Here is a 23740-nt window from a genome sequence, read left to right as displayed (position 1 = left end):
GAGTTAGGGAACCTCTGCATAAGTCATTTTTTTATGTTTCTGCCACAGAATAATCAATAGGTTACGACAAATAGGCCGCCGAAATTGGGATTTATGCAGACCTTCCTTACACATTAGTTTTATTAATCAGAATCGCATGAAACCCATTCTTACCTTTGTAGCCTCGCTGACCATACTAGCCTTGGCCGCCTGTGGCGGCGGTGACGACCCAGAGCCATCAACTTCCGCCCCTTCAACGTGGGTAGCTGCGACCGAGGCCACTCCAGTCCCCGTGGCACAACCCCCGCTTCAACTGGAACTGGATGCCCCCTCAAACAACCTGGATTTGGCCCCCAACGCCAGCTTCGCCACCAGCAACACGGTCACGTTTTGCGGTTACACCGTACCATCGACATCTATGGTCGGGGTGGTTACTTCGGTGCATGATGGCGACACCATCAAGCTTGGATCTACCACCGTCCGGCTGGATGCAATTGATGCCCCTGAGTTGGCCCAAACCTACGGCACCCAGTCAAGGGACAACCTGAAATCGCTGGTCGAAGGCAAGTCCGTCACGGTGTACTACAGCAAGGTGGACAAGTACGGTCGCACGGTGGGTTCGGTGTTCACCAGTGGCTGCGTTTTTGCCAACCTCCAGCAGGTGCGCTCGGGTTCAGCATGGCATTACAAGCAATACCAGTGCGAGCAACCCGCCGATTTGCGGATAGAGTTTGCTGCTGCGCAGTCTGCCGCTGAATCCGCAGATTTGGATTTGTGGGCTTTTGTGGCCACGCCGCCTTGGGTGTATCGCAACGGCACCGACCCGACTCCACCCACCTGCACCAGCGACGATCCAGTGTGGTCCGCCCCCGCAACCACCACACTAACAACGCCTGTGGTGACGCCTTCAACAAGTACTGGTACCAGCACCAAGCCCTACACACCAGTGACAGGATGCAAAACGGTGTGGATCAACAGCTACACCCGCAAGGATGGCACCAAGGTCAAAGGGCACTACCGGACGACGTGCTACTGAGCTGACGCGACAGGGTGCAGGATGGAAATCATCGGTTAGGCAGTTCAAATTGTGATGCCTTTCGTGCCTATACCCCTTGTCAAATCTATGTTATCAGCTATCATTTTGCATTAGCTGCGCCTTTGTTGCACTTGCTGTTGAAATATTGTTTTGACTTTTGTGCGCTGGCTACCGTTCGTGGGTTGTGCGTCGTGTGCGCCTGTTCAGCACCGATGCCTAATCGGGTAGGCATCGGTTTCTAGCCGTCACCCCACCCACCGTGCGGGTCCGCAATGGGCGATTCAACAAGTCGGCTCGCTCGACGACATCTTCCCCCTAAACAGAGGTCAACAGGCGTAACTACTTTACGGTTACACTGATGCCCACACGGATGTATGCTGCATGTCTAAGCACCAGAAGGCACTCGATAGGCTGTGCGCCATCCCGCCACCCGCTGACCTCAAGTGGAACGATCTCAAGGCACTACTCGAGCACCTCGGCTACAAGATGCTCAAGAACAGCGGATCGCGCCGCAAGTTCTTTCACGCCGAGAAGGAGGCGCTCGTGATCTGTCACGAACCCCACCCTTCGCCAGTAGTTGACAAGGGCTGTGTCGTGGGAGTAGTCGAGCATCTGCGGGCCTATGGATTCATCAAGAAATAGCAATGGACACACTCAAGTACAAGGACTACGAAGGAACGGCCGAGATCGATATGTCGCGCCATGTGTGTCATGGTCGAATCTTGTTCATCGATGATCTCGTCACCTATCAGGCCTCAGATCCAAATGGTCTGCAGGCCGAGTTTGAGGCGGCCGTCGACGACTACATCGCGACTTGCGCTGAAGTTGGAAAGGAACCTCAGCGTCCATTTAGGGGCCTGTTCAACGTTCGCGTTCCTCCCGCTCTTCATCGCGCTGCCGCCATGAGAGCAGTCTGCGATGAGGTCGCTCTAAACGATGTTGTGGTCCAAGCACTTGATGCCTTCCTCAATGTTCGCACCGAGATAAACCACACTGTGACGGTCACTTTTGAGACCCCACCTCGAATGATCAAGACAGTTCAAGCTGTGGCATCGGACAACGTTCAATGGAGCACATCAAATGTCCACTGAATCGCTAGCGCAACCCCAAGCCCCAGTTCCCGTCGCTACGCCACTCTCAATGAAGGAAGTAGCTGAACTCCTGGTCAAAAAGTATGGCTTGCACGAAGGCCTGTACGACCTACTGCTTGAGTATCAGTTCGCATTCGGGAACTTCGGTCCCACGCCTGCGCAGATCACTCCTGGAGCAATGATCGGCCTCGCAAAGCTCGGACTGACGCGTGTAGATAAGCTTGGGCCTCTTACGGTAAATGCCGCACAAGTAAATCCCGCCGCCAAGGTTCGCGGGCGTACATCTCGTCGCTCCACCAGCGACGCCTAACTCGAACTACAAGGGCTTCACCCTCTTTGCAAGCAATAACCTCCCTGAGTCAGTCGCGTAGCGATTGACTCAGGTCTTGGTTGTCGGTTTTTCAACTCAGATAACCCGTATCGCGGTGTGGTCTGTTCGTTGATGCTCTTTGGAAAATGTTGCGGATGGCGGTACTACAAACGGTCACTGTTACTGCTTTGATTGCAGCAGACCCTGATGAAAGACGCGCACCGGGTACCCCATTCGTTAGTCGGGATTGGGAGGATTTCTCCTCTCTTGTCCCCTTGAGTTCATCGAGCATTTCCCGGCGCAGATCCCAACCTTTGCACATCAACGAGTAGCCTCACAGATGGCCGCTGCGTCCGCAGCATCATTCTTGCCGCGCTTGCCTGAGAGGACGGTAGGGGGCGACGAATTTGGGAGCCACCCAACGCACGCTGTGGCCAAACGTGGCAAACTGACGCGCCCAATGGTGAGCGCCGGAGCAGGCTTCCATGCCGATGAAGCATGGCGGTAGTGAGGCGATGAGTTCAGGCAGCTTCGTGCGAGGCACGTGGGGGCGTATCAGCACGGCATTTCCGGAAGAATCCACACCATGCACGGCGAAGACATTCTTTGCCAGCTCGATGCCAACGGTTACGATAGCCATGAGATTTCCCCTGCCAGAAAACCAGTGAGTTGATGAGAGATGCGACTTCTCAGCGTGGCATTTTGATTCCGTATCTCGTGACTGTGCGGATCATCCAGGATGGGAAAGTCCATTTCATTCGTTAGGCGTTTTCGTGGGCAGGGCGTAAAATTTTCCGCATGAAAGTTTTGGAGTTGATACGGGTTATTGAAAAGGACAGATTAAATCTGGAACCGTTACTATTGCTGGAAAACTCAGCGTAGACGTGCCACCCGGAACCTTGAACAGGGTACTCAAGCAAGCTGGCTTAAAGGAGTAATCATGCGATATTTGGTAGTGGTTGAAAAAGGCGAGACAAGTTATGGTTCTTTCGTTCCGGACCTTCCGGGCTGTGTCGCCGTTGGTGAAACTGAAGATGAAGTTGTCAGCCTTATTCAAGAGGCTATTCCATTTCACTTGGAAGACTTGCGATTCGAAGGTCAACCAATTCCGATGCCCAAATCCAATAGCAAATTTATTGAAGTTGCTTTGACCACCTGATCGGGTAGGCAACGGCTTCTAACCGTCGCCCCCCACACCACCCACCGTGCGGGTACGCAGTGGGCGGTGCTACAAGTCGGCTCGCACCTTTGCACTCTGGCTTCCTCCAGACTACTCCTCGCGAAGCAGCCCTTGCCGTCGGCTGGTGGTGACTATTGCTCACGATGAGTCCCATCCGGTTCTCGCTCAAGGGGTTTTCACCCTATTCGTTCGCGCACATGCTGGGCGCACACCCGGCGCTCAACACAAACGCTGCGCGATAAAGCCGTGCAGCGCCGGTTAGCTCTACTACAAGGGCTTCCCCGTTTTCCGCAAGCGACGTTCTGAAGTTTTATCGTTTCATTCCTGATCCTGTTTTTCTGCGATTCATCAATTCCCTGCCGTGTCGGTGCGAGAAGGTGAAGGACTGCGGTACTACAACCGGTCATGTTGGGCTTTTGCCCGGACCCTGATAAAAGACGCGCGCGGGGACCTCATTCGTTAGCCGAGAGTGACTTCCTCTCCTGGAGCTAATCAGGCTCTCCCCGCGCGGGTCCAACCCGCTTCACATCAACGCTGGCAGTGCTTCGCTGGTCTTGGGCTGCCAGCGATCAGCCGGTGATTCCTTTTTCATTTGCCCTACAGACGATTTTGCTGTTCAGGCAGTCTCTTCGATGCGTCGGAAATCGTCGCCGTAGTGCAATACCGCCCAGGCCAGCCGCAGATTCTTGGCGGCGATGGCGACCGCCGCTTTCCAGTAGCCCCGTCGTTCGACCAGATTCCTGGCCCAGCGACTGAAGCGGTCTTGCTTGTCGCCGAGTCCGGCGAGAACAGATCGGGCGCCCATGACGAGCAGACTGCGCAGGTAGGCGTCGCCCGCCTTGGTGATCCTGCCCAAGCGTGCCTTGCCGCCACTGCTGTATTGGCCGGGGACGAGTCCGGCCCAGGCGGCGAGTTGCCGACCGTTCTTGAAGTCGTGGCCGCCGCCCAGGCTGGCAACCAGGGCGCTGGCCGTGGTCGGGCCGATCCCGGGGAGTTGCATGAGTTGTCGGCTTCTGGCGTCCAGGCGGGCAGCTTGGGCAATTGCTTTGTCGTATTCCTCAATGCGTTCATTCAGGCGGTCGGCGTGAGCAAGCAGGTCGCCGACACAACGATTGGCCCAACCGGGGAGTGCTTCGAGATGGGCGCCGATTTCCCGGCGCAGGCGTTCGACTTTCTGCGGCAAAACAATGCCGAATTCACTGATCAGGCCGCGCAAGCGGTTGTAGAGCGCGGTGCGTTCTTCGACAAAACCTTGCCGGGTGCGGTGCAGGCAGAGAATGGCTTGTTGATCGACGTCCTTGATCGGGACGAAGCGCATGTTGGGCCGGATGACGGCTTCGCAGATAGCTGCGGCATCGGCGGCGTCATTCTTGCCGCGTTTGCCGCTCATCCGGTAGGGCGCCACGAACTTCGGCGCCATCAACTTCACGGTGTGGCCGAAGCGGCTGAATTCTCTTGCCCAGTAATGCGCACCGGAGCAGGCTTCCATGCCGATCAGGCAGGGCGGCAGGTGGGCGATCATTTCGAGCAGTTGGCTGCGAGCCACCTTGGGCTTGATGAAAACCGCCTTGCCGCTCTGGTCAACACCATGCAAAGCGAATACATTCTTGGCGAGATCGATGCCTACGGTGACAATATTCATGGACTTCCCCTTTCGAACGAATGATTCAGTGTGAAACCTCAATCATGGCAGCAACCGCTGCCAGCGGCTTCCGCCGCTACCTCGGGACGGGGAAGTCCCTTTCATTCGTTAGCCCTCGCCAAGACCGTTGGTGCCGCTCGATTGACATGCAAATTTACAGTAGCTACAATAAAGCATGCATATCGAGTTTGATCCAGTCAAAGATGTCAGCAATCAGGCAAAACACGGGGTGTCACTTGCCTTTGCCGCAGAACTCGAATGGAATGCTGCGTTGGTGTGGGTTGATACTCGATACGAGTACGGAGAAATGCGCATGATTGCCCTCGCACCGAAAACAAATATCCTGTACTACGTGGCATTTGTAGATCGCGGAAAAGTTCGACGGATCATCAGCCTACGCCGCGCCAATCGTCGTGAGGTCACACACTATGTCAAAAGTCTCTAAGCACCCTTCCATCGTCATGCCATCAGTGGATGAAGATAAGGCCATTACGGCGGCAGCCAAAAGTGACTCTGATGCACAACCGCTGACCCCCACTCAACTCAAGGCCATGGTGCCGCTTAAAGCAGTTCGTGGCCGCCCGAAATCAGAAAATCCGAAGCAATTGGTTTCTGTCCGCTATAGCCGCGAGGTCATTGAGTATTTCAAATCAACGGGCGAAGGCTGGCAATCAAGAATGGATGGTGTGCTTTTGCAGTACGTCGCTAGGCATAGTCGTCGTGCCTAGTTCCAATGGCAAGGTCTCATCGGGTAGCCAGGAGTTTCTACCTCCCAGCCCCCATACCACCCACCGTGCGGTTCCGCAGTGGGCGGTTCCACAAGTCGGCTCGCTCGACGATGTCTTGCGCTTGATGACCATGTAACCCTGTGCCTTGCACCACAGGCCTTTCACACTGCGCAAACCCTGTTCCAGTAACCACACTCCAGTAACCGGTGTTTGTCAAGAAAGATGTCCGCTTTTTTCACTCAGGCACTCTCGCTTCTGAGGAGCGCCCGATGTTCTTTGGGTGGATTCAGCCACACTGTTCCAACAGGTGACCAATTCCGCACCGCTCGGCTCTTCCACCGTTGTGGTCTGGCCGCCTTGGCTTGTTCATACACCTTGCTGCGGGTTGCGAGCAGCTCCTGGTCCATCCGCCGGTGCCTTTGCTCTGGCGTGACGAACCGTATCCCGCTGTGCCGGTGTTCGTTGTTGTACCAGGTCACAAATCCCAGTACCCACTCCCGCGCTTGATCCAACGTCTCAAATGGCTTGGCTGGATATTTCGGGCAGTACTTCATCGTCCGAAACAAACTCTCCGAGTACGGGTTGTCATCGCTCACCGATGGGCGGCTGAATGATGGCATCACCCCCAGCTTCTGCAACATACCCAGCATCGTCACTCCTTTCATCGGGCTTCCGTTGTCCGAGTGCAGCACCAGTTGTTCCCGCGTGATCTCATGCACCATGCACGCCTTCTCGATCAGGATCGCAGCGTGCTGTGCCGTTTCCTCACAATGCACTTCCCAGCCCATGATCTTCCGGCTGTATACGTCCACAGCCATGTACAGCCGGTAGAACTCCCCTTTCACCAGTGTCGGCATGTACGTGATGTCCCACGTCCACACACGATTCGGGCTACTTGCCTCCCATGCCTGTGGCCGCTGCGTCTGCTTCGGTGCCCGCGCTCGACCTCGTCGGTTGCACTGCCCTGCTTCCCTCAGCACTCGATAAAACGTCGATTCCGATGCAAGATACCTCCCACGATCCGCCAGTATCGGAACGATCTGCGACGGCGGCAGGCTCCCAAATTCCGCGCTGTTGCACACATCCAGTACCTCCTGCTTCTCCTCTGCCGTCAACGCTTGGGGATGAATGCGCTCCTGCGCCGCTTCCATGCGTCGGTCGCTAAGCACTCCCTCTTTGCGCAACTGTTCCCGCCATCGCCGAAGGGTACGGCACGTTATCTCCAGCACTGCGCAGGCTCGGCTCTCACGTGCTCCTTGCTGGCACGCTTCCTTGATCAGGTCTATGGCCATCTGTTTCAGCTCCGAGGTGATCAGTCTTCCTCTTTGCTGCCCCAGATGGCCTGGACTTTTTTTGACAGCACCAGCAGTGCAGCCGCCTCCGCCAATGCTTTGTCCTTGCGCTTCAGCTCCTTTTCCAGGTGCCTGACCTTCTTGCGCTCCGCTCCAATATCCCCTGCATTGACAGGGCCTCGCATACTGTCCGCCTCTTCAAACACCTGCTCCCATGCCTGTAGGTGCTCTGGGTACAGCCCATTTTGTCGGCAGTACTCCGCCTTCTCGGCCTCGTTCATCGCCACCGTCTTCAGCACCGCAGCCGCCTTCGCTTTCCAGTCCCAGCCTTGCGGGTCTTCTGGTTTCGCGGGTACTACGTGACCCTGTGATCGGTATCGATTCCGCCATGCGTACAAGGTGGGCGTTGAAACGCCCGTCTCTTGGCTGATCTTCGCAATGCTTTGGCTGTTCGGTGGCATCATCTTGCGTGCTATCTGTTCCTGAAATTCCCGGCTGTATCTCGTCATATCGGTGTCCTTCTCCGCCCCCGGGCTACTCAATTTATCGGACATCTACTGTGACATAGGGGGTAACCACACGTTAGATAGTGCTTGGTTGATGACTGGGGTTCTGAACATCTGCCAATAGCTGTTGCTGCTGATTCCGAGCACCGCCGCCGCGTGCAATACGATGGCGCAGCCCCTACTGGAATAGGTTCTTAGCCCGCAGAAAGGGCAACGGCGTGGGTTGGAAACTCCTGGAGAAGCTTCTTGTCCGCCGTGAACAGTTTGGTGCCCAACTTGATCGCGAGAGCAATGAACTCGCAATCGTATGCAGAGCAATGGCTATCGCGCACGAGTTCCAGCACCGCGCTCGACTCTACCTCGAACTCTGCACCTGCAAGCAAACTTTCGGCCTCGTCCTGCAAAGTGCATGCTTGGTCCAAGGTGATCGCCTTTCGTCGGATGTAGCCCGCAAGAATGTTGCGAAACTCGTTCCTCCAAAGAACAGGAGCGGCCCACTCGGGGTCGGCCTCAAGCAACGCCTCGGCTTGCTTCGTGCAATCACCAGGCAAATACAGGTACGCCACGATGTTGGTGTCAACCACGATCACGGGCGCCCCTCCCTCTTGAGATCATCTATGTCACGCGCAAGAAACTTGCCCTGTGGCAGGGCGTCGCGTAAGGCTCGCGCACGAGCCAGCCTCTCCGTTGGAGCAACCCTAGCTGGCAGCAGCACCGCCTCAAGGCAAACAATCGCCTCACTGTTCATGCTTCGCCGGTGAGCCTCGGCGGAAGTTTTCAACCGTGCGTACACCACGTCCGGAATGTTCTTTAAAGTCAGCGTTGTGGGCATGTCCATCTCCAACCAAACTGCAACCATTATGGTTTACCCAGATAGTCCATTCGGCGCACCTTCGGTGCTGTTTGCGTGCATGCGGCGCATTGGCGGCCATTTTTGCCCTTCTTCATTGTTCATGACTGGGGTTCTGGACATTTGCCAGTAGCTGTTGCTGCTGACACCATGCTGCATCGCCGACTTCAGGCTTACGCCCAAAGTACGCGCCGACCTCTGGGGCTACGCGCCCGACGAAGCGCTGTCCATGGACGACCTCATCGCCCAAAAGTACCGGGGAATCCACCCTGCCCCCGGCTACCCCGCATGCCTGGATCACAGCGTCAAGCAAGACGTTTTTGCGCTGCTCGACTGTGCGCAGGCCGGGATGCAGTTGACAGAAAACCACGCCATTTGCCCCCCCGCGAGCGTCAGTGGTTTTTTTCTGTCACACCCTGCAAGCCGGTACTTCCCAGTGGGGAAAATCGGCGAGGATCAGCTCCAGGATCAGGCTACACGCCGTGCAATAGATGTCGCAGCACTACGCAAGATATTGGCAAGCTGTTTGTCATAGTGGAGCCTCTTGCAAAACTTCCTGCCGAAGCGAATAGCCGACTGCATTTGTCGCCTATAAATTACGATTTTTTGGAGTCAAAGGGCTGATTCCGGAGTGGAATCGTTCCTGTATCTATCCTGAAGGTCGATATTTCATGATTCAGCGCGAACGGAAGCCGACATCTGCGGATGCCGTGGATTCCAAGGCGGGAGAAAGGGGGATCATGATCGCAATCGCATCAATTGGTCGGCGGACAGCGCCAGCACGCCAAACATCAGGTGGCTCATTACTTTGGTAGCGCCCCTGACCATGAGGTGGCTTGCGCCAAACTCGTCCTTGAGGCGAGCGTTGGTGCGCTCTGCAGCGGTACGTTCGTTGTAGCGAATGGCTTCATGAGGCAAAAACTCGATCTTCTCGCCTCCACGCGGATTGTGGTCAATCAGCGGGACATGGCCCAGATTTCGGCTGTCCTCCCGGAGATCATGGCTGCAATAGGCTGCATCCATCAGATCGTAGAGATTCGTCACCCGCTGGGCGCTGATCCGCGACAAGGGGATGGCTGCACGGCTGTCGTGCATGGATGCCGAGGACAGCAATGCAGCAATAGGCACGCCACAGTCGGCTGTGTCGAGGTGCAATTTGTAGCCATTCCAACTGACCTTGTAGCCTTGAGCATTGGACTTGGTACCCCGATCACAAGCTGTGGGAATCTCCTTGATCATCTCAGCCAGTGTTTGTATGCGCTGATGCGCTAATGGGGAGGTTTTGGCCGTCGGCTGGCGTTCTTCCCCACTCTTTGGGCGCCCACGCCGCCGCTTGGGCGCGACCGGCGTATCGCAGACTGTGGCCGTTGGCTGGGATGCTGGTGGAGCGTCGGTCGCTGGGGTGGTTGTGGGAACGGATGACGGCGCTTGTGTTGCCTTGACCGAACAGGGGCGCTCGCGTGCTTCGATGGCTGTGCCATCCCGGCTGATGTGCCCAATCAGCTCCTTGCCGAGGTGTTCTTGGATCAAGGCTTCATGCACCCGCTCGGCCAAGCGGGCCTTGGCAAATTCGTCGAAGGCGCGCGAGAAGGTGGCTTCCGAAGGCAGCACTTTTTGGGTCGGAAAACCACAGATGCGGCGCAAGGAACGATCCACGGACAGGCGTTCGATCAACCCCACCGTCGTGGTAATCCCCAATACCACCTTGGCGACAAAAGCGTTTGCCAGCCACGAGCGTTCGTGCGGCGGGCGACCGAGACCGCACCACGATGCCCGTACATACTCCTCAAGGCGAACCCACTCCAGGGTATGGATCACTTTCTCCAGTTTGGGTGTCAACGGCCCCACCTCATTCCAGAGTTCTGGCAAAAGCTCTTCTTGGACAATGCTCCAACGTTGCATGAGAAGTTCGCGTCGATTACTATTCATTTTGCGGGCGTTCGATGTCGGATTGAAGAACTTCAGCTTGCCAGAAATGGCGCGCCCGCACCCGGAATTTTTGCCTCGGCCGACAAAAATGCAGCCTCGGAATGGGGGGGCTGCAAGAGGCTCTATGGAAATAACCGGACCTGATTTTGCGCTACCTTGCTTGTTGTACTACATAAGTTCAAGGAATCCCAATGATGGCTCCGACCACTCTCAAAGCCTTGCAAAATGAACTGCACCAGCTTGCGGACAAGCTTGTGACCGATGGCTGGGATCGTCTGCGTGGTGCCCGGCTGGCCCATGTCGCCGAACAGGTGCGGGCAGCGTACAACGACTGGGAAGAAGTCAGTGGTCGTGCCGAGGCGCTGGGGCAGATCATGGCTGACTTTATCCGCCAGCCGCCGACTGCCAGCCGACTGGCACCCATCCTGAACTCCGTGCGCAATCTCGTTGGTTTGCTTGAGAATGGGCCACTTGCCCACCGGATCGACATGAGTCTGCTGCCGGCAGATGCGCGTGCCTGGACGTTCGTCGCGGTCGGCGAGGAACTCGCTGCCGCAGATCTGTTTGACGATCTGCGCGCCTTGGGCTTTACCGTCGACATGGCAAGCGATATCGATGCCGTGGTGGCGCTGTTGTCCTCCCAACCGCAGACGATTCTGCTCGCCGGCGCATCATGGCTGACGGCGCAGGCGGGGCGCATCAGGCCAATGCTGCCAAAGTCTGCTGCCATGGCATTCGCCGCGCCACTGGCCGTGGCCGTGGCTACCAACGATGACTTTCTCTTGGAGATTCGGGCACGCCAGGCCGGTGCGCGATTGTTGCTGGATGTCCCGCTTGATGTGCCACGCCTGCTGGTGGAACTGGCGGGGCTGGCCTGGATGCCGCGTGCCCCCTACCGTGTTCTGCTGGTAGACGATGATAGGGGTGTGCTGGAGGTTCATGCTGGAGTTTTGCGTACAGCGGGTTGCGAGGTGCTGGCGGTCGACGATCCCGTGGCCGCACGCGAGTACCTTGAGGAATTCGCGCCCGAGGCCTGCGTGCTCGACGTGGAAATGCCTGCCTGCCGGGGTACCGATTTGGCGGCGCTCTTGAAGCGGAAAGCACGTTTCGCCCGCCTGCCGATTCTTTACCTTTCAGGCTTCAACGATATCGAACACCAGCTTGATGCCCGCCATGCCGGTGGCGAAGACTTCTTGACCAAGCCGGTTGATGCCCGTCTGCTGGCGACTGCGGCCATATCGCGGGCGCGGCGTTATCGTCGTAGCGAAGCGATCGAACGCTGCGTACTTCAGTCGCGGCGCGAACTGGAAGATCTAAGAAGCGCACTGGATGTGCATGCGATTGTTTCCGTTTCCGCCCCTGACGGCACCATCATTGATGCCAACCGTTATTTCTGCGAGGTCAGCGGCTACGACCGCACGGAGCTGATCGGCCGCAATCACCGCATCGTCAGGTCTGGCCATCATCCGCCGGCTTTCTTTGAGGAAATGTGGCGCACGATCGCCTCCGGTCGCGTTTGGCAGGGCGAAGTGCAGAACCGGCGCAAGGATGGTTCGGCCTACTGGGTGCAATCCACCATCGTGCCCATCCTTGATGAACAGCAACGCCCGCAACGCTATATATCGATCCGTACCGACATCACGGAGCAGAAGCGTGTTCTGGAAGATCGGGAGCGCCAGGGGCGCTTGCTTGACCTCGTGCTGCAGGCTCTGACGCATTACATCTCCAGTCACGACATCCACACAACCTCGCTGCTGCTGCTCGATGGCATGCGGCTCCTGACCGATAGTCCTTATGGTTTTATCGGCGAGGTACTGTATAAGTCGGACGGTACGCCCTATCTGCGCACCCATGCCATCACCGATCTGGCCTGGGACGATGAGAGTCGACGCCTAATCGAAGCGGCTGAGGCCAGAGGCATGGTGTTTCGCAAACTCGACAGCCTCTATGGGGCGGTACTGAAAGGGGGCGAGGCCGTCATCGCCAACGCCCCGCCCCACGACCCTCGAAGCAGCGGCCTGCCAGCCGGCCATCCACAGCTCGAAGCCTTCCTCGGCCTGCCGATCCATCATGGCAATACCCTGGTCGGCATGGCAGGGCTGGCCAACCGTCACGGCGGCTACGATGCAGACATGATTGCCTTCCTGGCTCCCCTGATGGCCTCCTATGCGGCCATTCTCGAAGCCGCGCGCATGCGCAGCGTGCAGCAGTTCGTCATCGACAATCTGCACCAGTCGCTGGAAGCCGCCGAGCACATCAGTCAGGCAAAGACCGAACGTGTTACAGCCTGGGCGAACGCGCTGCGCGATCCGCTCAACGCCTTCCTGGGCCATGCCCAGCTACTGCTGATGAGTGCGCAGGGCAACCCGGAAAGCCGCGAACATGCCGAAATGATTCGCCAGAGCGGCCAGCGCTTCACCGAGATGATCGATGAGCTGCTGGCCGGGCTGGCTGCTGATGAAGCTGCGGCAACAACAGCTCCTGCATCCCCGTCTGCGGCTTTGCCCGTGGTTGCCGCCGAGCGTAGCGGGAAACGGCGCCGCATTCTGGTTGCCGAGGACAATCCAGCCAACCAATCCATCTTGCGCCTGCAGCTCGACGCGCTTGGCTTTGATGCCGATATTGCCGCCGATGGCGTGCTGGCGCTGGAAAAATGGCAGGCCGGTGGGCACGATCTCCTCCTTGCCGACCGCAACATGCCGCGCATGAACGGAATCGAACTGGCTCGCTCGATCCGTGCCGCCGAACAGGAGCTTGGCAGCTACATTCCCATCATTTCCATCACGGCACTGAATGAGGTTGGCGATCTGACCATTTGCCGCACGGCCGGGATGGATGACGTGCTGCCCAAGCCCCAAGCCGATTGAGCTGGACGCTCTGCGCGACGTGCTGCAACGCTGGTTGCCACGGGCGTCACCGGCCATGGTGCGCAAAGAAGCTTTGCCCTTGGCACCGCTGGCGGATGCGGGACCCGCACTTGATCTCGGCTATCTGGCGCGCGTCGTTGGCCGTGTGGAGACAGGGCAGGCGCGCGAACTGATCGATCTGTTCACCGGCACCGCCCGCCACGACCTGCTGCTTTGCCAGCGGCAGCTTGACGAGGGGGACGGCGTCGCGCTCGCCTTGGTCATGCACAAGCTCAAGTCCTCGGCGCGCATGGTCGGCGCGTTGCGTTTCGCCAGCCTGGCGGAGAAACTCGAAGATGCTGCCAAGGGCAGCCGTCTTGATGCTGCACGCCTGATCTGTGGCGACATGAAACATGCCCTGGGTGACATTGAGACGGCGCTGGATCGGCTCGCCGATTCCCTCTCCCAAGCCGTCTCGCCAGCGCCGACTTTTGCGGACACTGCCCATGCCGCCGACAACCTCAGCTTGCCGCAGCGCGCGCTGGTGGTTGACGATGATCCCCTGGCGCGGCGTCAGCTTGAGCTGCTGCTGACCGGACTAGGGATCGGAGAAGTCCTGACGGTGGAGGATGGCGCCAATGCCCTGATGGAACTCGAACGGACCGTGGGCATTGATCTACTGCTCATTGATCTCAACATGCCGGGCATGGACGGCATCGAGTTCCTGCGCCGCCTGGCCGACGTCGGCTACCGGGGCTGCCTGCTCGTGGTCAGCGGGGTCGAGGCGCGCCTGTTGCAAAGCGCTGCCGATCTGGCCCGCTCCAAGCAGTTGCACCTGGGTGGCACGCTGAAAAAGCCGGCGACGCGCGAAGCGCTGCTGGCACTATTGTCTGTGGTGTCACAGCCTGCGGTAGCGGCGCGTGCCGAGCCAGACGCGGTATTACCCGACGACATCCTCGACGGCATCCGGCACGACGAGTTCGAGGTCCATTTCCAGCCCAAGGTGGACGCTTCCACCTTGCGTCCGGTCGGTGTCGAGGCCCTGGCCCGCTGGCGGCGTGACGGCAAGCCGGTGCGCCCCGACCTGTTCATCGTGGCGGCGGAACAGCATGGTTTGATCGGACCACTGTCCGAAATGCTGGTCACCAAAGCCTTGCACGGCGGGGCACGACTGGCCGAGGCCGGGTTCCCTCTGTTTGTCGCCGTCAACCTGTCGGCCGGCTGGCTGACCGATATCCATCTGCCGGAATTCATCCTCACCAGCCTCCAGACGGCGGGATTCCCGGCGAAGCGGCTGATTCTGGAGATCACCGAGACCAGCGTGATGGCCGATGCCAACACGGCCCTGGACATCATGACCCGTCTGCGTCTCAAGGGCTTCAAGCTGTCCATCGACGACTTTGGTACGGGCTACTCGTCGATGGAGCAACTGCAGCGCTTCCCCTTTGGCGAGTTGAAGCTCGACCGCAGCTTCGTGCAGGGCGCGGCCGAAAAACCCGCGACGCGCGCCATCCTCGCCGCCAGCCTCGAACTGGCCCTCAAGCTCAAGCTCAGCACTGTCGCCGAGGGCGTGGAAACCGAACAGGACCTTGACCTGGTGCGCGGCCTCGGCTGTGACCTGGTGCAAGGCTGGCTGATTGCCAAGGCGATGCCACTGGATGAGTTGATCGTCTGGTTACGCGAACGGGACAGCCAAGCATGACGCTGCCATCGATCCTCAAGGCGAGGCAGCGTCTGTCGCGATTTCGTCAGTGGGAGACGACGACATGAAAACCCTGTTTTCCTTGGCCGCTTTGTTGTTTGCCCTGATCGTGGGCATCCCTCGCCAGGCGGAGGGTGCCGCGCCAGTTGCCGCAACCGCAGAGCCGGCCCATGTGCTCGTCCTGCTTTCCTATCATCACGGACACAGTTGGGAAGACGACATCCTGCGGGGCTTCGAGGCGTGGGACGGGGTGCCCGCCGAACGGCCAGTGCTGCACATCGAGTGGATGGACACCAAACGTTACGCCTCTGCGAAAGACCGTCAGCGCTTCCAACGATTCCTTGAGGAGAAGTACGCCGAACGTCGTTTTGACCTGATCGCCACAATGGACGACAACGCCCTCATCGAAGCCGTGAAAACCCTTCGCTGGCGCGATGTTCCCATTGTGTTTGGCGGCGTCAATGGCGATCCTGCAGCAATCGTTGGCGAACGCGGTCGAGCAACCGGCATCGCGGAACGATTCAACTTGGAACGCACCCTGAATCTGGCGCTGTCCCTTCATTCCCATACCAAGCGGCTGATCTTCATCACGGCGCCCGATGAATCCGGTGTCGGCAATCGGCAGGTCATCGACGCGAATCTGGCCAGCTTGCCCCCAGAGGCCAGGGGTCGGCTGGCGATTGAACACTGGACGCCATCCAGTCTCGACACGATCGATTCCCGTCTCTTTGCGCTGCCTGAGCACGCAGCGGTGTTCGCCCTGGGCACCATCCCGAAGGTGGAGGGCGGGCGCCCCCTCGGCAACGAGCAGTTGGTCGCCCATGTGCGAGGCAAGGTGCGGGGGCCCGTCTATTCCGACACGGATCGCTCGGTCGGCCAAGGGGCCTCGGGCGGTTACGTCAACAGCGGCCTGGAGAACGGGCGGCTGATGGCGAAAATGGCCCGTCGCATACTTGCAGGCGAGGCTCCGGAAAGCATTCCTATCGTCTTCGATACACCCCAGGCGCTGATCCTCGACTTCAACGAGTTGCAACGCTTCGGTGTTGCAGAGGAGAACCTGCCGGTGGGTGCCACCGTGTTGAACCGACCTCCCTCTATTTTCGATCCGGACAACCGCGCAATCCTGATCGGGTTCATCGCGGCCATTTTGATCCTGACCCTGGTCTTGATTCTGGTCCTGGGCGGACTCGTCCTGCGTGCCCGCATAAAGGTTCTGAGCGTTCAGAACGAGCGTGCCAGGGACCTTCAAATCGCCAATCAGGCATTGGTGGAAGCGAAAGCCGCCGCCGAAGCCGCCAACCGGGCCAAGTCAGAATTCCTCTCCAGCATGAGCCATGAGCTGCGCACACCGCTGAATGCGATTATCGGTTTTGCCCAGCTACTCGAAATGGGGGTGCCGGTGCCGTTGGAGCCGTCCCAGAAAGAAGCCGTCGGTAACATTCTCGGCGGTGGTCGGCACCTGCTCGGCCTGGTCAACGAGGTGCTCGACCTCGCGCGCATCGAAGCTGGCAAGCTGGATTTGGTCACCGAGAGTTTTCCACTCATGCCGCTGATGGAAAAAGTGATCGCGTTTACCCGTTTGGCGGCATCGCCGCGCCGAATCACAATTCGCTCAGGGTGCGGGGTTTGCACAAGCTGCTGGCAACTCCATGCCGACCGGTCGCGGACGAATCAGATTCTTCTCAATCTCATATCCAATGCCACCAAATACAACCGGGATGGCGGCATGGTAGCCATCGACTGCAGTCAGGGGACGGCGGGTGTACGCATCACGGTGACCGATACCGGATACGGCATTGCGCCGGAGCGACAAGCGCAATTGTTCGAGCCATTCCATCGCCTGGGAGCCGAAAAATCGAGTATCGAGGGCACAGGCATCGGCCTGGTCATCAGCAAGAAACTGGCCGATGCCATGGGCGGACGTATCGGCTTCGAGAGCGAAGTCGGTGTCGGCAGTCGCTTCTGGCTGGAACTGCCGGCAGTCACTCTCGCCACCATCCCGTGTGACTCCACCGTTCTGCCGGCACCGACGATTGCACCGCCTGAAGCCTTGCCGGGAAGACGTGTTCTTTACATTGAAGACAACCAGGCCAATCTCTCGCTCATGAAAAGCGCCTTTCGCCAGTTGCCCGGTGTCGCGCTGGAAATTGCCGAGACCGGCGAGGCTGGACTGGCGCAAATCCGGATGAACCCGCCCGATCTGGTGCTGCTTGATGGCAACCTACCCGGGATGAACGGTCTGGAGGTATTGCGCATCCTGAAAGACAACCCGCAGACAGCGGCCATGCCCGTTGTTATCGTCAGCGCTGCCGCGTCACCGCAGAATATCCAGGCCGGCATGGACGCCGGTGCTACGGCCTACTTCACCAAGCCGTTCGATCTGCCCGCCCTGCTGGCGAAGGTCAGGCAAACGTTGGAAGGTAAAGTGGCCCCCCACAAGCGTTAGTGGTTTTTTTCTGTCACACCCTGCAAGCCGGTACTGCCCAGTGGGGAAAATCGGCAAGGATCAGCTCCAGGATCAGGCTACACGCCGTGCAATAGATGTCGCAGCACTACGCAAGATATTGGCAAGCTGTTTGTCATAGTGAATACAAGCGCGAAAGGCCAAGGCCATGCAATGCGGTGTGTGCGGGGGGTCGGATTTCACCCTCTGGTATGTCCTGTGGGACCAATTGATCAAAGACTGGCAGCTTTCCCCCACGGAAGCCGAGTACCTCAACCGCCAGCAGGGGACGTTCTGCGACCGCTGCTGTACCAACATCCGGTCGATGGTGCTGGCCAATGCGCTGCGTTCCGCGCTGGGAACCAAGGAACTGCTGTATGGCGCCATACTGGCCGGGTTGACCAAGGATGTGGCCATCCTCGAAATCAACGAAGCGGGAAGATTGACGCCGTTCTTGCAGATGTTCGGGCAGTACACCTTTGGCGCGTACCCGGAAGTCGACATGCACGCCTTGCCTTACCCGGACAACACCTTCGACGTTGTCATCCACTCCGACACGCTGGAGCACGTTCCCAACCCCATCCATGCATTGGCGGAATGCCGCCGGGTGCTGAAGCCGGAAGGGACGCTCTGCTTCACGGTGCCCATCGTCGTCGGCCGCATGTCGCGCAGCCGCATAGGTCTGCCCCATAGCTACCACGGCAATGCAACGACCGTCTCCGAAGACCTCGTCGTCGTGACGGAATTCGGCGCGGACGTATGGACGTACGTCATCGAAGCAGGCTTTACGGAAGTCACCCTCCACACGCTGTCCTACCCGGCGGGCATTGCCGTCATGGCGCGGGGACGGCGGGAATAGGAGTCTGTAGGGGCATGTAGGGGCTGGGCTACGCTGGCTCGCCCATCGCGCCCAACGTGCAGCGGGGTTTGCGGTCACCTTGGGCGTTATCGATCCTGCCCACCGGGGGCCAGTATTTGTCGCGCCCCAGGGCTGCCGCACGTTCGCGGGAATAGGGATGCATCCATGATGCGGCCAGCAGGGTTGGGGCGGTGTGCGGCGCGTTGCGCAAGGGGTTGTCGTCGCGGGGCCATTCGCCACGCTCCACGTGGGCGATTTCCTCGCGAATCGCGACCATCGCGTCGATGAAGCGGTCGAGTTCCTCGATCGGTTCGCTCTCGGTGGGTTCGACCATCAGCGTGCCGGGGACGGGAAAGCTCAGCGTCGGGGCGTGAAAACCGTAGTCCATCAACCGCTTGGCCACGTCCTCGGCGGTGATTCCCGTAGCGTCCCGCAGCGGGCGCAAGTCCAGGATGCATTCATGCGCGACGCGACCGGGTTTGCCCCCCACCGGGGCGCGGGTGTACAGCGTGGGATAGTGGGCGCGCAGCCGCACGCTCAGGTAGTTGGCGTGCAGGATCGCCATCCGCGAAGCCTCGCGCAGGCCCCGCGCTCCCATCATGCGGCAGTACATCCAACTGATCGGCAGCACGGATGCATTGCCCAGCGGCGCTGCGCTGACGGGGCCGATGCCCCCAGGTTCGCCCGGCAGAAAGGGCAGCAGATCCTGCGCCACGCATACCGGCCCCACCCCAGGCCCGCCACCACCATGGGGAATGGCGAAGGTCTTGTGCAGATTGAGGTGGCTCACGTCCCCACCGAATTCCCCAGGGGCGCACAAGCCCAGCATTGCGTTCATGTTGGCGCCGTCGATATACACCCGTCCTCCATGCTGATGTACGAGGGCGCAGATCGTGCGGATGCCGTCCTCAAACACCCCATGCGTGCTGGGGTACGTCAGCATCATCGCGGCCAGCCGGTCGGCGTGCCGGGCGCACTGGGCACGCACGTCGTCGAGATCGACATTGCCTTGCGCGTCGCAGGCCACCGGCACCACCTGCATCCCGGCCAATGCCGCGCTGGCAGGGTTCGTCCCGTGGGCGCTCGCGGGGATCAGGCAGACGTTGCGGTGCCCTTGCCCCTGGGCGCGTTGCCAGGCACGGATGACGAGCAGCCCCGCGTATTCACCCTGGCTGCCCGCATTGGGTTGCAGGCTCACCCCTGCGTAGCCCGTCGCCGCGCACAACCATTGCCCCAGTTGCTGGGCAAGCCTTGCGTAGCCCTGCCGCTGCGCCGCCGGGGCAAAAGGGTGGATGTCGGCAAACTCCGGCCACGTCATCGGCAGCATCGCGCTGGTGGCGTTGAGCTTCATCGTGCAACTGCCCAGCGGGATCATCGTCCGATCAAGCGCCAGATCGCGGTCGGACAAGCGGCGCAGCAACCGCAGCATCGCGGTTTCGCTATGGTGGCGGTGAAAAACCGGGTGCTGCAAAAAGCTGCTGTGCCGTTCCAGCGCAGCGGGCAGCAGCGTGGAGGCGCGCTGGGCGACATCGGCGTAGCGGAACGCATCAGGCGCAGTCAAGGGGGCGAACAAAGCCCATAGCGCTTCGACGTCGGCATCGGTCGTCGTTTCGTCGAGGGCAATGCGCAGCAAACCGGGCATTGCGAGGGTGCCAGGCACGTCATGCACGTCATGCACGTCGGGCATGGTGGGCACGCCCAGATTGACCCCCGCAGCCAGCGCACGTTCGACGATTGATGACGACGCACTGCCCACATCGATAGTGATCGTGTCGAAGGCACTGGCATGCACCACGGTTTGCCCCAGTTCGCGCAAGCCCTGGGCCAGCACCGCAGTGCGCCGGGCAATGGCGCTGGCAATGCGCCGCAAGCCCTCGGGGCCGTGGTAGACGGCATACATCGCAGCGACGATGGCGGGCAATGCCTGCGCAGTGCATACGTTCGACGTCGCCTTGTCGCGGCGAATGTGCTGCTCGCGCGTCTGCAACGCCAGCCGGTACGCAATCTGGCCGTGCGTATCCACGCTTGCGCCGACGATCCTGCCGGGCAAGGCCCGCATCAGCTCCTTGCGACACGCCATGTATGCGGCATGAGGCCCACCGTTGCCCATGGGCAGCCCCAACCGCTGGGTGCTCCCGATGGCGATGTCCGCGCCGAGTTCTCCGGGCGGGGTCAGCAGCGCCAGCGCCAGAATGTCCGCAGCGACGATGACGAGCACCCCGCGTGCATGCAGTGCGGCAATGCCATCGCGGTCATCGCGGACGATTCCGCTGGCGCCAGGGTATTGCAATAGGGCGCCAAAAGGGACATCAGGGGCAACGGGAACATCGGGAGTAACGGGGACACCAGCAGCATGGGCGGCATCGGGTACTTGCGTCGTATCGCCGTGCGCCATCGCATCGCCATTCCCCATCGCTTCGATGGAGCAGACACGCAGCGCAATGCCCAAAGGCTCCGCACGGGTACGTAGCACGGCGATGGTCTGCGGGAAGGTTTCCGCATCGACGAGGAAAGTCGTTCCCGCCGTGCGCCGCAGCCGGAACGCCATCGCCATTGCTTCTGCCGCAGCAGTGGCTTCGTCGAGCATCGATGCATTGGCCACGTCCAGCGCGGTCAGCTCGGCAACGAGGGTCTGGAACCACATCAACGCTTCGAGCCGCCCCTGGCTGATTTCGGCCTGGTACGGGGTGTACGCGGTGTACCAGGCAGGGTTTTCCAGCACATTGCGCAGCAGCACGGCGGGGGTGCGGGTGCCGTAGTACCCCTGGCCGATGTAGCTTTTGCAGACGCGGTTTTCACTGGCGATGGCGCGGAGTTCGGCCAGCGCGGCGTCTTCGTCCACCGCAGGGGGCAACGCCATATCTTGGCTGCGGGCGATACCGGGCGCCAGCGCCTCGTCGATCAGCGCGTCGAGCGACGCAGCCCCCACGGCGCGGAGCATCGTTTCGACGTCGGGAATGCCGTCGGTATTACCCAGATGGCGTTCCAGAAAGGCAGTGGACGATGCGGAACAGTCTGCATGAACCGGGTCAACCATGGCGCTCATCCCTGATGTTGGGAGTGGGCGTCGTAGGCTGCGGCGTCGAGCAAGGCGTCGAACTGCGCGGTGTCGGCGATGCGCAGGCGGAAGAACCATCCTGCGCCCTGCGGGTCGGCGTTGACCAGCGAGGGATCGTCGCGCAGCGCTTCATTGACTTCGATGACCGTGCCGGCAACAGGCATGTACACGTCCGCAGCGGCCTTGACCGACTCGACCACGGCGGCAGGACTGCGCTGGGTGTAGGCCATGCCGACATGGGGAAGGTCTACGAACACCACATCGCCCAGCGTTTCTTGGGCATGGTGGGTGATACCGACAGTGCCGATATCGCCATCGCGGCGAATCCATTCGTGGTCGGGGGTAAAGCGTATGTCCATGAAAACTCCGTAGAAAAAATCAACCCCATGCTGCGCGGACAGCGGGGGGGCAAAACCGGCATGTCCCCCTCCAGGAACCATTGCGCAGCGTCACCGTCTCACAACGGCACTGTACTGCGCACCGTTGCCAAGCATGGCACCGCAACAGGGTGATGGGCACAAAATGTGGGGAGGAGATTAGCCTTGGTGTAGTAAGGCTGCCGCAACACGTGTCTGGTCGTGTTCAAACGCCTCGATCAGATCATCGAGTTCCGCATGGGTCAGGCCGATGTCTGGCGATCTCCCTACCTGCCTCCATCGGGCAACGGCACCGTGTACCTCTGCCAACGTGTGCAAGGCTTCGTCGCGTCGCAGATCGAAATGTGCGCAGCGCTCGATCAACAAGACGACGGAGTCGATGGGGCCGGTGTCTTCGCTCAACCAAGTCTTGGATTCGCGCAGTCTGCCAGGCATCGGGTTCAGATCGAAAGCGGGAGCCAGTCGCCAATGCCCTGCGCCGTCGTACAGAAAACCCAGGTTTTGCAGGTGGTCGTCGGTGTTGGTGATCAGCAGATTGAAGAGCAGTCGGCGCCATAGCTCGCGCACGTCGTCAGCAGGCGCTGCACAACGCTGGCGCATCACGTCGACAAGCTCGGAATAGGCGCGATCTTCGTTGCGGGATGCCTGCAACATCGACGCAGCAGACAAGTAGGGAATGCGCTGCTGTTGCGCGGTGCGGTCGAAGCGACGGATCAGCGCGGCAGGCGTACCCTGCAGCAAGACGCAGCGTGCTGGAGCCGTGCGGATGCCAGCCAGGTCTGCCAGGCGTAGCGCCAGCACTTCGGCACGCGGCACGCTGATCCTGTCCTGCACGCTGGGGAACTTGCCGATGCAGAGTTGGCCTTCTTCGTCCAGGACTGTGCATTTGGGACGCATTCCCCCCAACGACGTTCCCTTGCCCTGCAAATAGGCCAAATCTTCGGCGGTGTCTCGCCCTGTCTCCACGGCGCGGGTTGCCGTGTACAGGCGTTCCAGCTCGATGAACGGTGGTGTCGAGCGTCCGCCTGCTTGGACGGTTTGCAGGTACTGTCCATCCTGAAACAAACGCAAGGCCCCAACGCGGCTGCTGTCTTCGACAGCGCACAGATAGTCGAAGGCAGTCGGCGGGGCAAGCTGTGGGTTGGCGCGGCGCGCTTTGGCGTGCGCACGGTCAATGACCCGCCGCCCCCAAGCGTCGGGCGCGGTATCGGCCAGTGCAAAGGGGAAGACGGAATCATCGGGTGTCGGTGCCTTGTGTACCTGGTATCCCTCCTGCAACGGCAGGTCCGGGGAGATTTCAAACCGATGAGGATGGGCCAACCACGTTGGCGCGTATGCGAACTGCGAAAACTCCCGCCTACCCTGCTGCACGAAAGTCAACTGACCGACGAGGATGCCTTCCGTCCCCAGGTGAACTTGCACAACAGTTTGCAAGACGGTACGTGCGATAGCGTGGTGGGCGGACATAGCAGAAAGCAGAACACAGCTAACCATCAAAACGCATTCGGGCTGTTTTTGCGTGGGCGTATGCGGCGAGGCAGTTGCTCGTCAAGTAACGCCAGGCCTATATCGTCATTACCCGTATCGAGCAAGTCGTGGAGCTTGTCGATGTCCCCGTACACGACCAACACCCGCGCCAACATTTGCCATTGCATACGAGGATCCCCCGATTCCATCCGCTTGACGGTGTTGAGGCTCACCCCCGCACGTTCCGCCAAACTCTGCTGCGTCCACCGACGACGCAGCCGCGCACGGCGCAAATCGCCCCCAAGCTTTGCCAGCGCCCTGTGGGCTGGCAAAGGGAGGGGTCTTGGGGGATTGCGGCTCTTACGAGAGCCTTTGTCTGGCGTAGCGGATTCCATGGGGGCCATTATGTTGTCAGTCGGCACTACCGGGCTGGGCATTGTCCAGA

General features: G+C 59.8%; 21 protein-coding genes and 2 pseudogenes. 13 read left to right on the top strand and 10 right to left on the bottom strand.

Going from position 1 to position 23740, the window contains the following annotated elements:
- The first annotated feature begins 136 nt into the window (after window positions 1–136).
- The 3 genes from CENROD_RS12685 (at window position 137) to CENROD_RS10590 (ending at window position 2106) form a co-directional block, all read left to right on the top strand.
- Complete coding sequence (locus tag CENROD_RS12685; protein WP_022776048.1) at window positions 137–1015, top strand: thermonuclease family protein; 879 nt, start codon at window positions 137–139, stop codon at window positions 1013–1015.
- Window positions 1016–1396: 381 nt separating this feature from the next.
- Window positions 1397–1657 (top strand): type II toxin-antitoxin system HicA family toxin, encoded by a 261-nt coding sequence (locus CENROD_RS10595; RefSeq protein ID WP_022776042.1) that lies wholly within the window; start codon window positions 1397–1399, stop codon window positions 1655–1657.
- A 2-nt stretch (window positions 1658–1659) separates the two neighbouring features.
- Window positions 1660–2106 (top strand): type II toxin-antitoxin system HicB family antitoxin, encoded by a 447-nt coding sequence (locus CENROD_RS10590; RefSeq protein WP_022776038.1) that lies wholly within the window; start codon window positions 1660–1662, stop codon window positions 2104–2106.
- 640 nt (window positions 2107–2746) lie between these two features.
- Here CENROD_RS10590 and CENROD_RS10580 read toward each other — a convergent pair.
- Window positions 2747–3056 (bottom strand): annotated as a pseudogene (locus CENROD_RS10580) (IS110 family transposase); the annotation flags it as partial.
- Window positions 3057–3356: 300 nt separating this feature from the next.
- On the opposite strand from CENROD_RS10580, the gene CENROD_RS13280 reads away from it, so the two are divergent.
- Complete coding sequence (locus CENROD_RS13280) at window positions 3357–3575, top strand: type II toxin-antitoxin system HicB family antitoxin (RefSeq protein ID WP_022776022.1); 219 nt, start codon at window positions 3357–3359, stop codon at window positions 3573–3575.
- Between the two features lie 637 nt (window positions 3576–4212).
- Here the strand turns inward: CENROD_RS13280 and CENROD_RS10575 are convergent.
- On the bottom strand, window positions 4213–5238 hold the full coding sequence (locus CENROD_RS10575) for an IS110 family RNA-guided transposase (RefSeq protein ID WP_022776018.1): 1026 nt from the start codon (window positions 5236–5238) through the stop codon (window positions 4213–4215).
- A 175-nt stretch (window positions 5239–5413) separates the two neighbouring features.
- Between CENROD_RS10575 and CENROD_RS10570 the strand changes: the two genes are divergently transcribed.
- The 3 genes from CENROD_RS10570 to CENROD_RS13970 are packed head-to-tail and all read left to right on the top strand — an operon-like array spanning window position 5414 to window position 6102.
- Window positions 5414–5683: a BrnT family toxin gene (locus tag CENROD_RS10570; protein ID WP_041193553.1), complete on the top strand. Its 270-nt coding sequence runs from the start codon at window positions 5414–5416 to the stop codon at window positions 5681–5683.
- Window positions 5667–5966 (top strand): BrnA antitoxin family protein, encoded by a 300-nt coding sequence (locus CENROD_RS13275; RefSeq protein ID WP_022776012.1) that lies wholly within the window; start codon window positions 5667–5669, stop codon window positions 5964–5966. The genes CENROD_RS10570 and CENROD_RS13275 overlap by 17 nt, the downstream gene beginning before the upstream one ends.
- Complete coding sequence (locus tag CENROD_RS13970; RefSeq protein ID WP_187292300.1) at window positions 5959–6102, top strand: hypothetical protein; 144 nt, start codon at window positions 5959–5961, stop codon at window positions 6100–6102. Before CENROD_RS13275 ends, CENROD_RS13970 begins: the two co-directional genes overlap by 8 nt.
- A gap of 103 nt (window positions 6103–6205) precedes the next feature.
- Here the strand turns inward: CENROD_RS13970 and CENROD_RS10565 are convergent.
- From CENROD_RS10565 to CENROD_RS14600, 3 genes are all read right to left on the bottom strand, one after another.
- Window positions 6206–7767 (bottom strand): IS3 family transposase gene (locus CENROD_RS10565; RefSeq protein ID WP_420795906.1). Its coding sequence is split into 2 segments (ribosomal slippage): window positions 6206–7314 and window positions 7314–7767, totalling 1563 coding nucleotides; the frame shifts between segments, so codons are not numbered across the junction.
- A gap of 191 nt (window positions 7768–7958) precedes the next feature.
- Window positions 7959–8354 (bottom strand): type II toxin-antitoxin system VapC family toxin, encoded by a 396-nt coding sequence (locus CENROD_RS10555; RefSeq protein WP_041193552.1) that lies wholly within the window; start codon window positions 8352–8354, stop codon window positions 7959–7961.
- Complete coding sequence (locus tag CENROD_RS14600; protein ID WP_041194649.1) at window positions 8351–8596, bottom strand: FitA-like ribbon-helix-helix domain-containing protein; 246 nt, start codon at window positions 8594–8596, stop codon at window positions 8351–8353. The genes CENROD_RS10555 and CENROD_RS14600 overlap by 4 nt, the downstream gene beginning before the upstream one ends.
- A gap of 199 nt (window positions 8597–8795) precedes the next feature.
- Between CENROD_RS14600 and CENROD_RS10545 the strand changes: the two are divergent.
- Window positions 8796–9149, top strand: a pseudogene (locus CENROD_RS10545) (vitamin B12 dependent-methionine synthase activation domain-containing protein); the annotation flags it as partial.
- Window positions 9150–9352: 203 nt separating this feature from the next.
- On the opposite strand, the gene CENROD_RS10540 reads toward CENROD_RS10545, so the two are convergent.
- Window positions 9353–10543: an IS1182 family transposase gene (locus CENROD_RS10540; RefSeq protein ID WP_041193548.1), complete on the bottom strand. Its 1191-nt coding sequence runs from the start codon at window positions 10541–10543 to the stop codon at window positions 9353–9355.
- 191 nt (window positions 10544–10734) lie between these two features.
- Between CENROD_RS10540 and CENROD_RS10535 the strand changes: the two genes are divergently transcribed.
- The 5 genes from CENROD_RS10535 to CENROD_RS10520 all read left to right on the top strand — a co-directional run bounded on the left by CENROD_RS10535 (window position 10735) and on the right by CENROD_RS10520 (window position 18393).
- The gene (locus CENROD_RS10535) at window positions 10735–13410 is read left to right on the top strand and encodes a response regulator (RefSeq protein ID WP_022775985.1); all 2676 of its coding nucleotides are present in this window, start codon (window positions 10735–10737) and stop codon (window positions 13408–13410) included.
- A gap of 55 nt (window positions 13411–13465) precedes the next feature.
- Window positions 13466–15091: an EAL domain-containing protein gene (locus CENROD_RS10530; RefSeq protein WP_022775981.1), complete on the top strand. Its 1626-nt coding sequence runs from the start codon at window positions 13466–13468 to the stop codon at window positions 15089–15091.
- 64 nt (window positions 15092–15155) lie between these two features.
- Entirely contained in the window at window positions 15156–17537 is a 2382-nt protein-coding gene (locus CENROD_RS12680) for an ABC transporter substrate binding protein (RefSeq protein ID WP_022775977.1), read from the top strand.
- Entirely contained in the window at window positions 17440–17676 is a 237-nt protein-coding gene (locus CENROD_RS14410) for a vitamin B12 dependent-methionine synthase activation domain-containing protein (RefSeq protein ID WP_238551781.1), read from the top strand. The genes CENROD_RS12680 and CENROD_RS14410 overlap by 98 nt, the downstream gene beginning before the upstream one ends.
- 27 nt (window positions 17677–17703) lie before the next feature.
- Window positions 17704–18393 (top strand): class I SAM-dependent methyltransferase, encoded by a 690-nt coding sequence (locus CENROD_RS10520; protein WP_022775973.1) that lies wholly within the window; start codon window positions 17704–17706, stop codon window positions 18391–18393.
- A 28-nt stretch (window positions 18394–18421) separates the two neighbouring features.
- Here CENROD_RS10520 and gcvP read toward each other — a convergent pair whose 3' ends face one another.
- The 4 genes from gcvP to CENROD_RS10500 form a co-directional block, all read right to left on the bottom strand.
- On the bottom strand, window positions 18422–21430 hold the full coding sequence (gcvP, locus tag CENROD_RS10515; protein WP_022775969.1) for an aminomethyl-transferring glycine dehydrogenase: 3009 nt from the start codon (window positions 21428–21430) through the stop codon (window positions 18422–18424).
- Between the two features lie 5 nt (window positions 21431–21435).
- On the bottom strand, window positions 21436–21810 hold the full coding sequence (gcvH, locus tag CENROD_RS10510) for a glycine cleavage system protein GcvH (RefSeq protein WP_022775965.1): 375 nt from the start codon (window positions 21808–21810) through the stop codon (window positions 21436–21438).
- Window positions 21811–21987: 177 nt separating this feature from the next.
- Window positions 21988–23295 (bottom strand): type II toxin-antitoxin system HipA family toxin, encoded by a 1308-nt coding sequence (locus tag CENROD_RS10505; protein WP_022775961.1) that lies wholly within the window; start codon window positions 23293–23295, stop codon window positions 21988–21990.
- A 26-nt stretch (window positions 23296–23321) separates the two neighbouring features.
- Window positions 23322–23627, bottom strand: coding sequence for a helix-turn-helix domain-containing protein (locus CENROD_RS10500; protein ID WP_041194641.1), 306 nt, complete (start codon window positions 23625–23627; stop codon window positions 23322–23324).
- Window positions 23628–23740: the final 113 nt, after the last annotated feature.

The organism is Candidatus Symbiobacter mobilis CR (assembly GCF_000477435.1).
In the GTDB taxonomy this organism is placed as follows: domain Bacteria; phylum Pseudomonadota; class Gammaproteobacteria; order Burkholderiales; family Burkholderiaceae_C; genus Rhodoferax; species Rhodoferax mobilis.
Note: the sequence above shows the minus strand (reverse complement) of the source record. Positions and strands in the feature narration are given on the sequence as shown.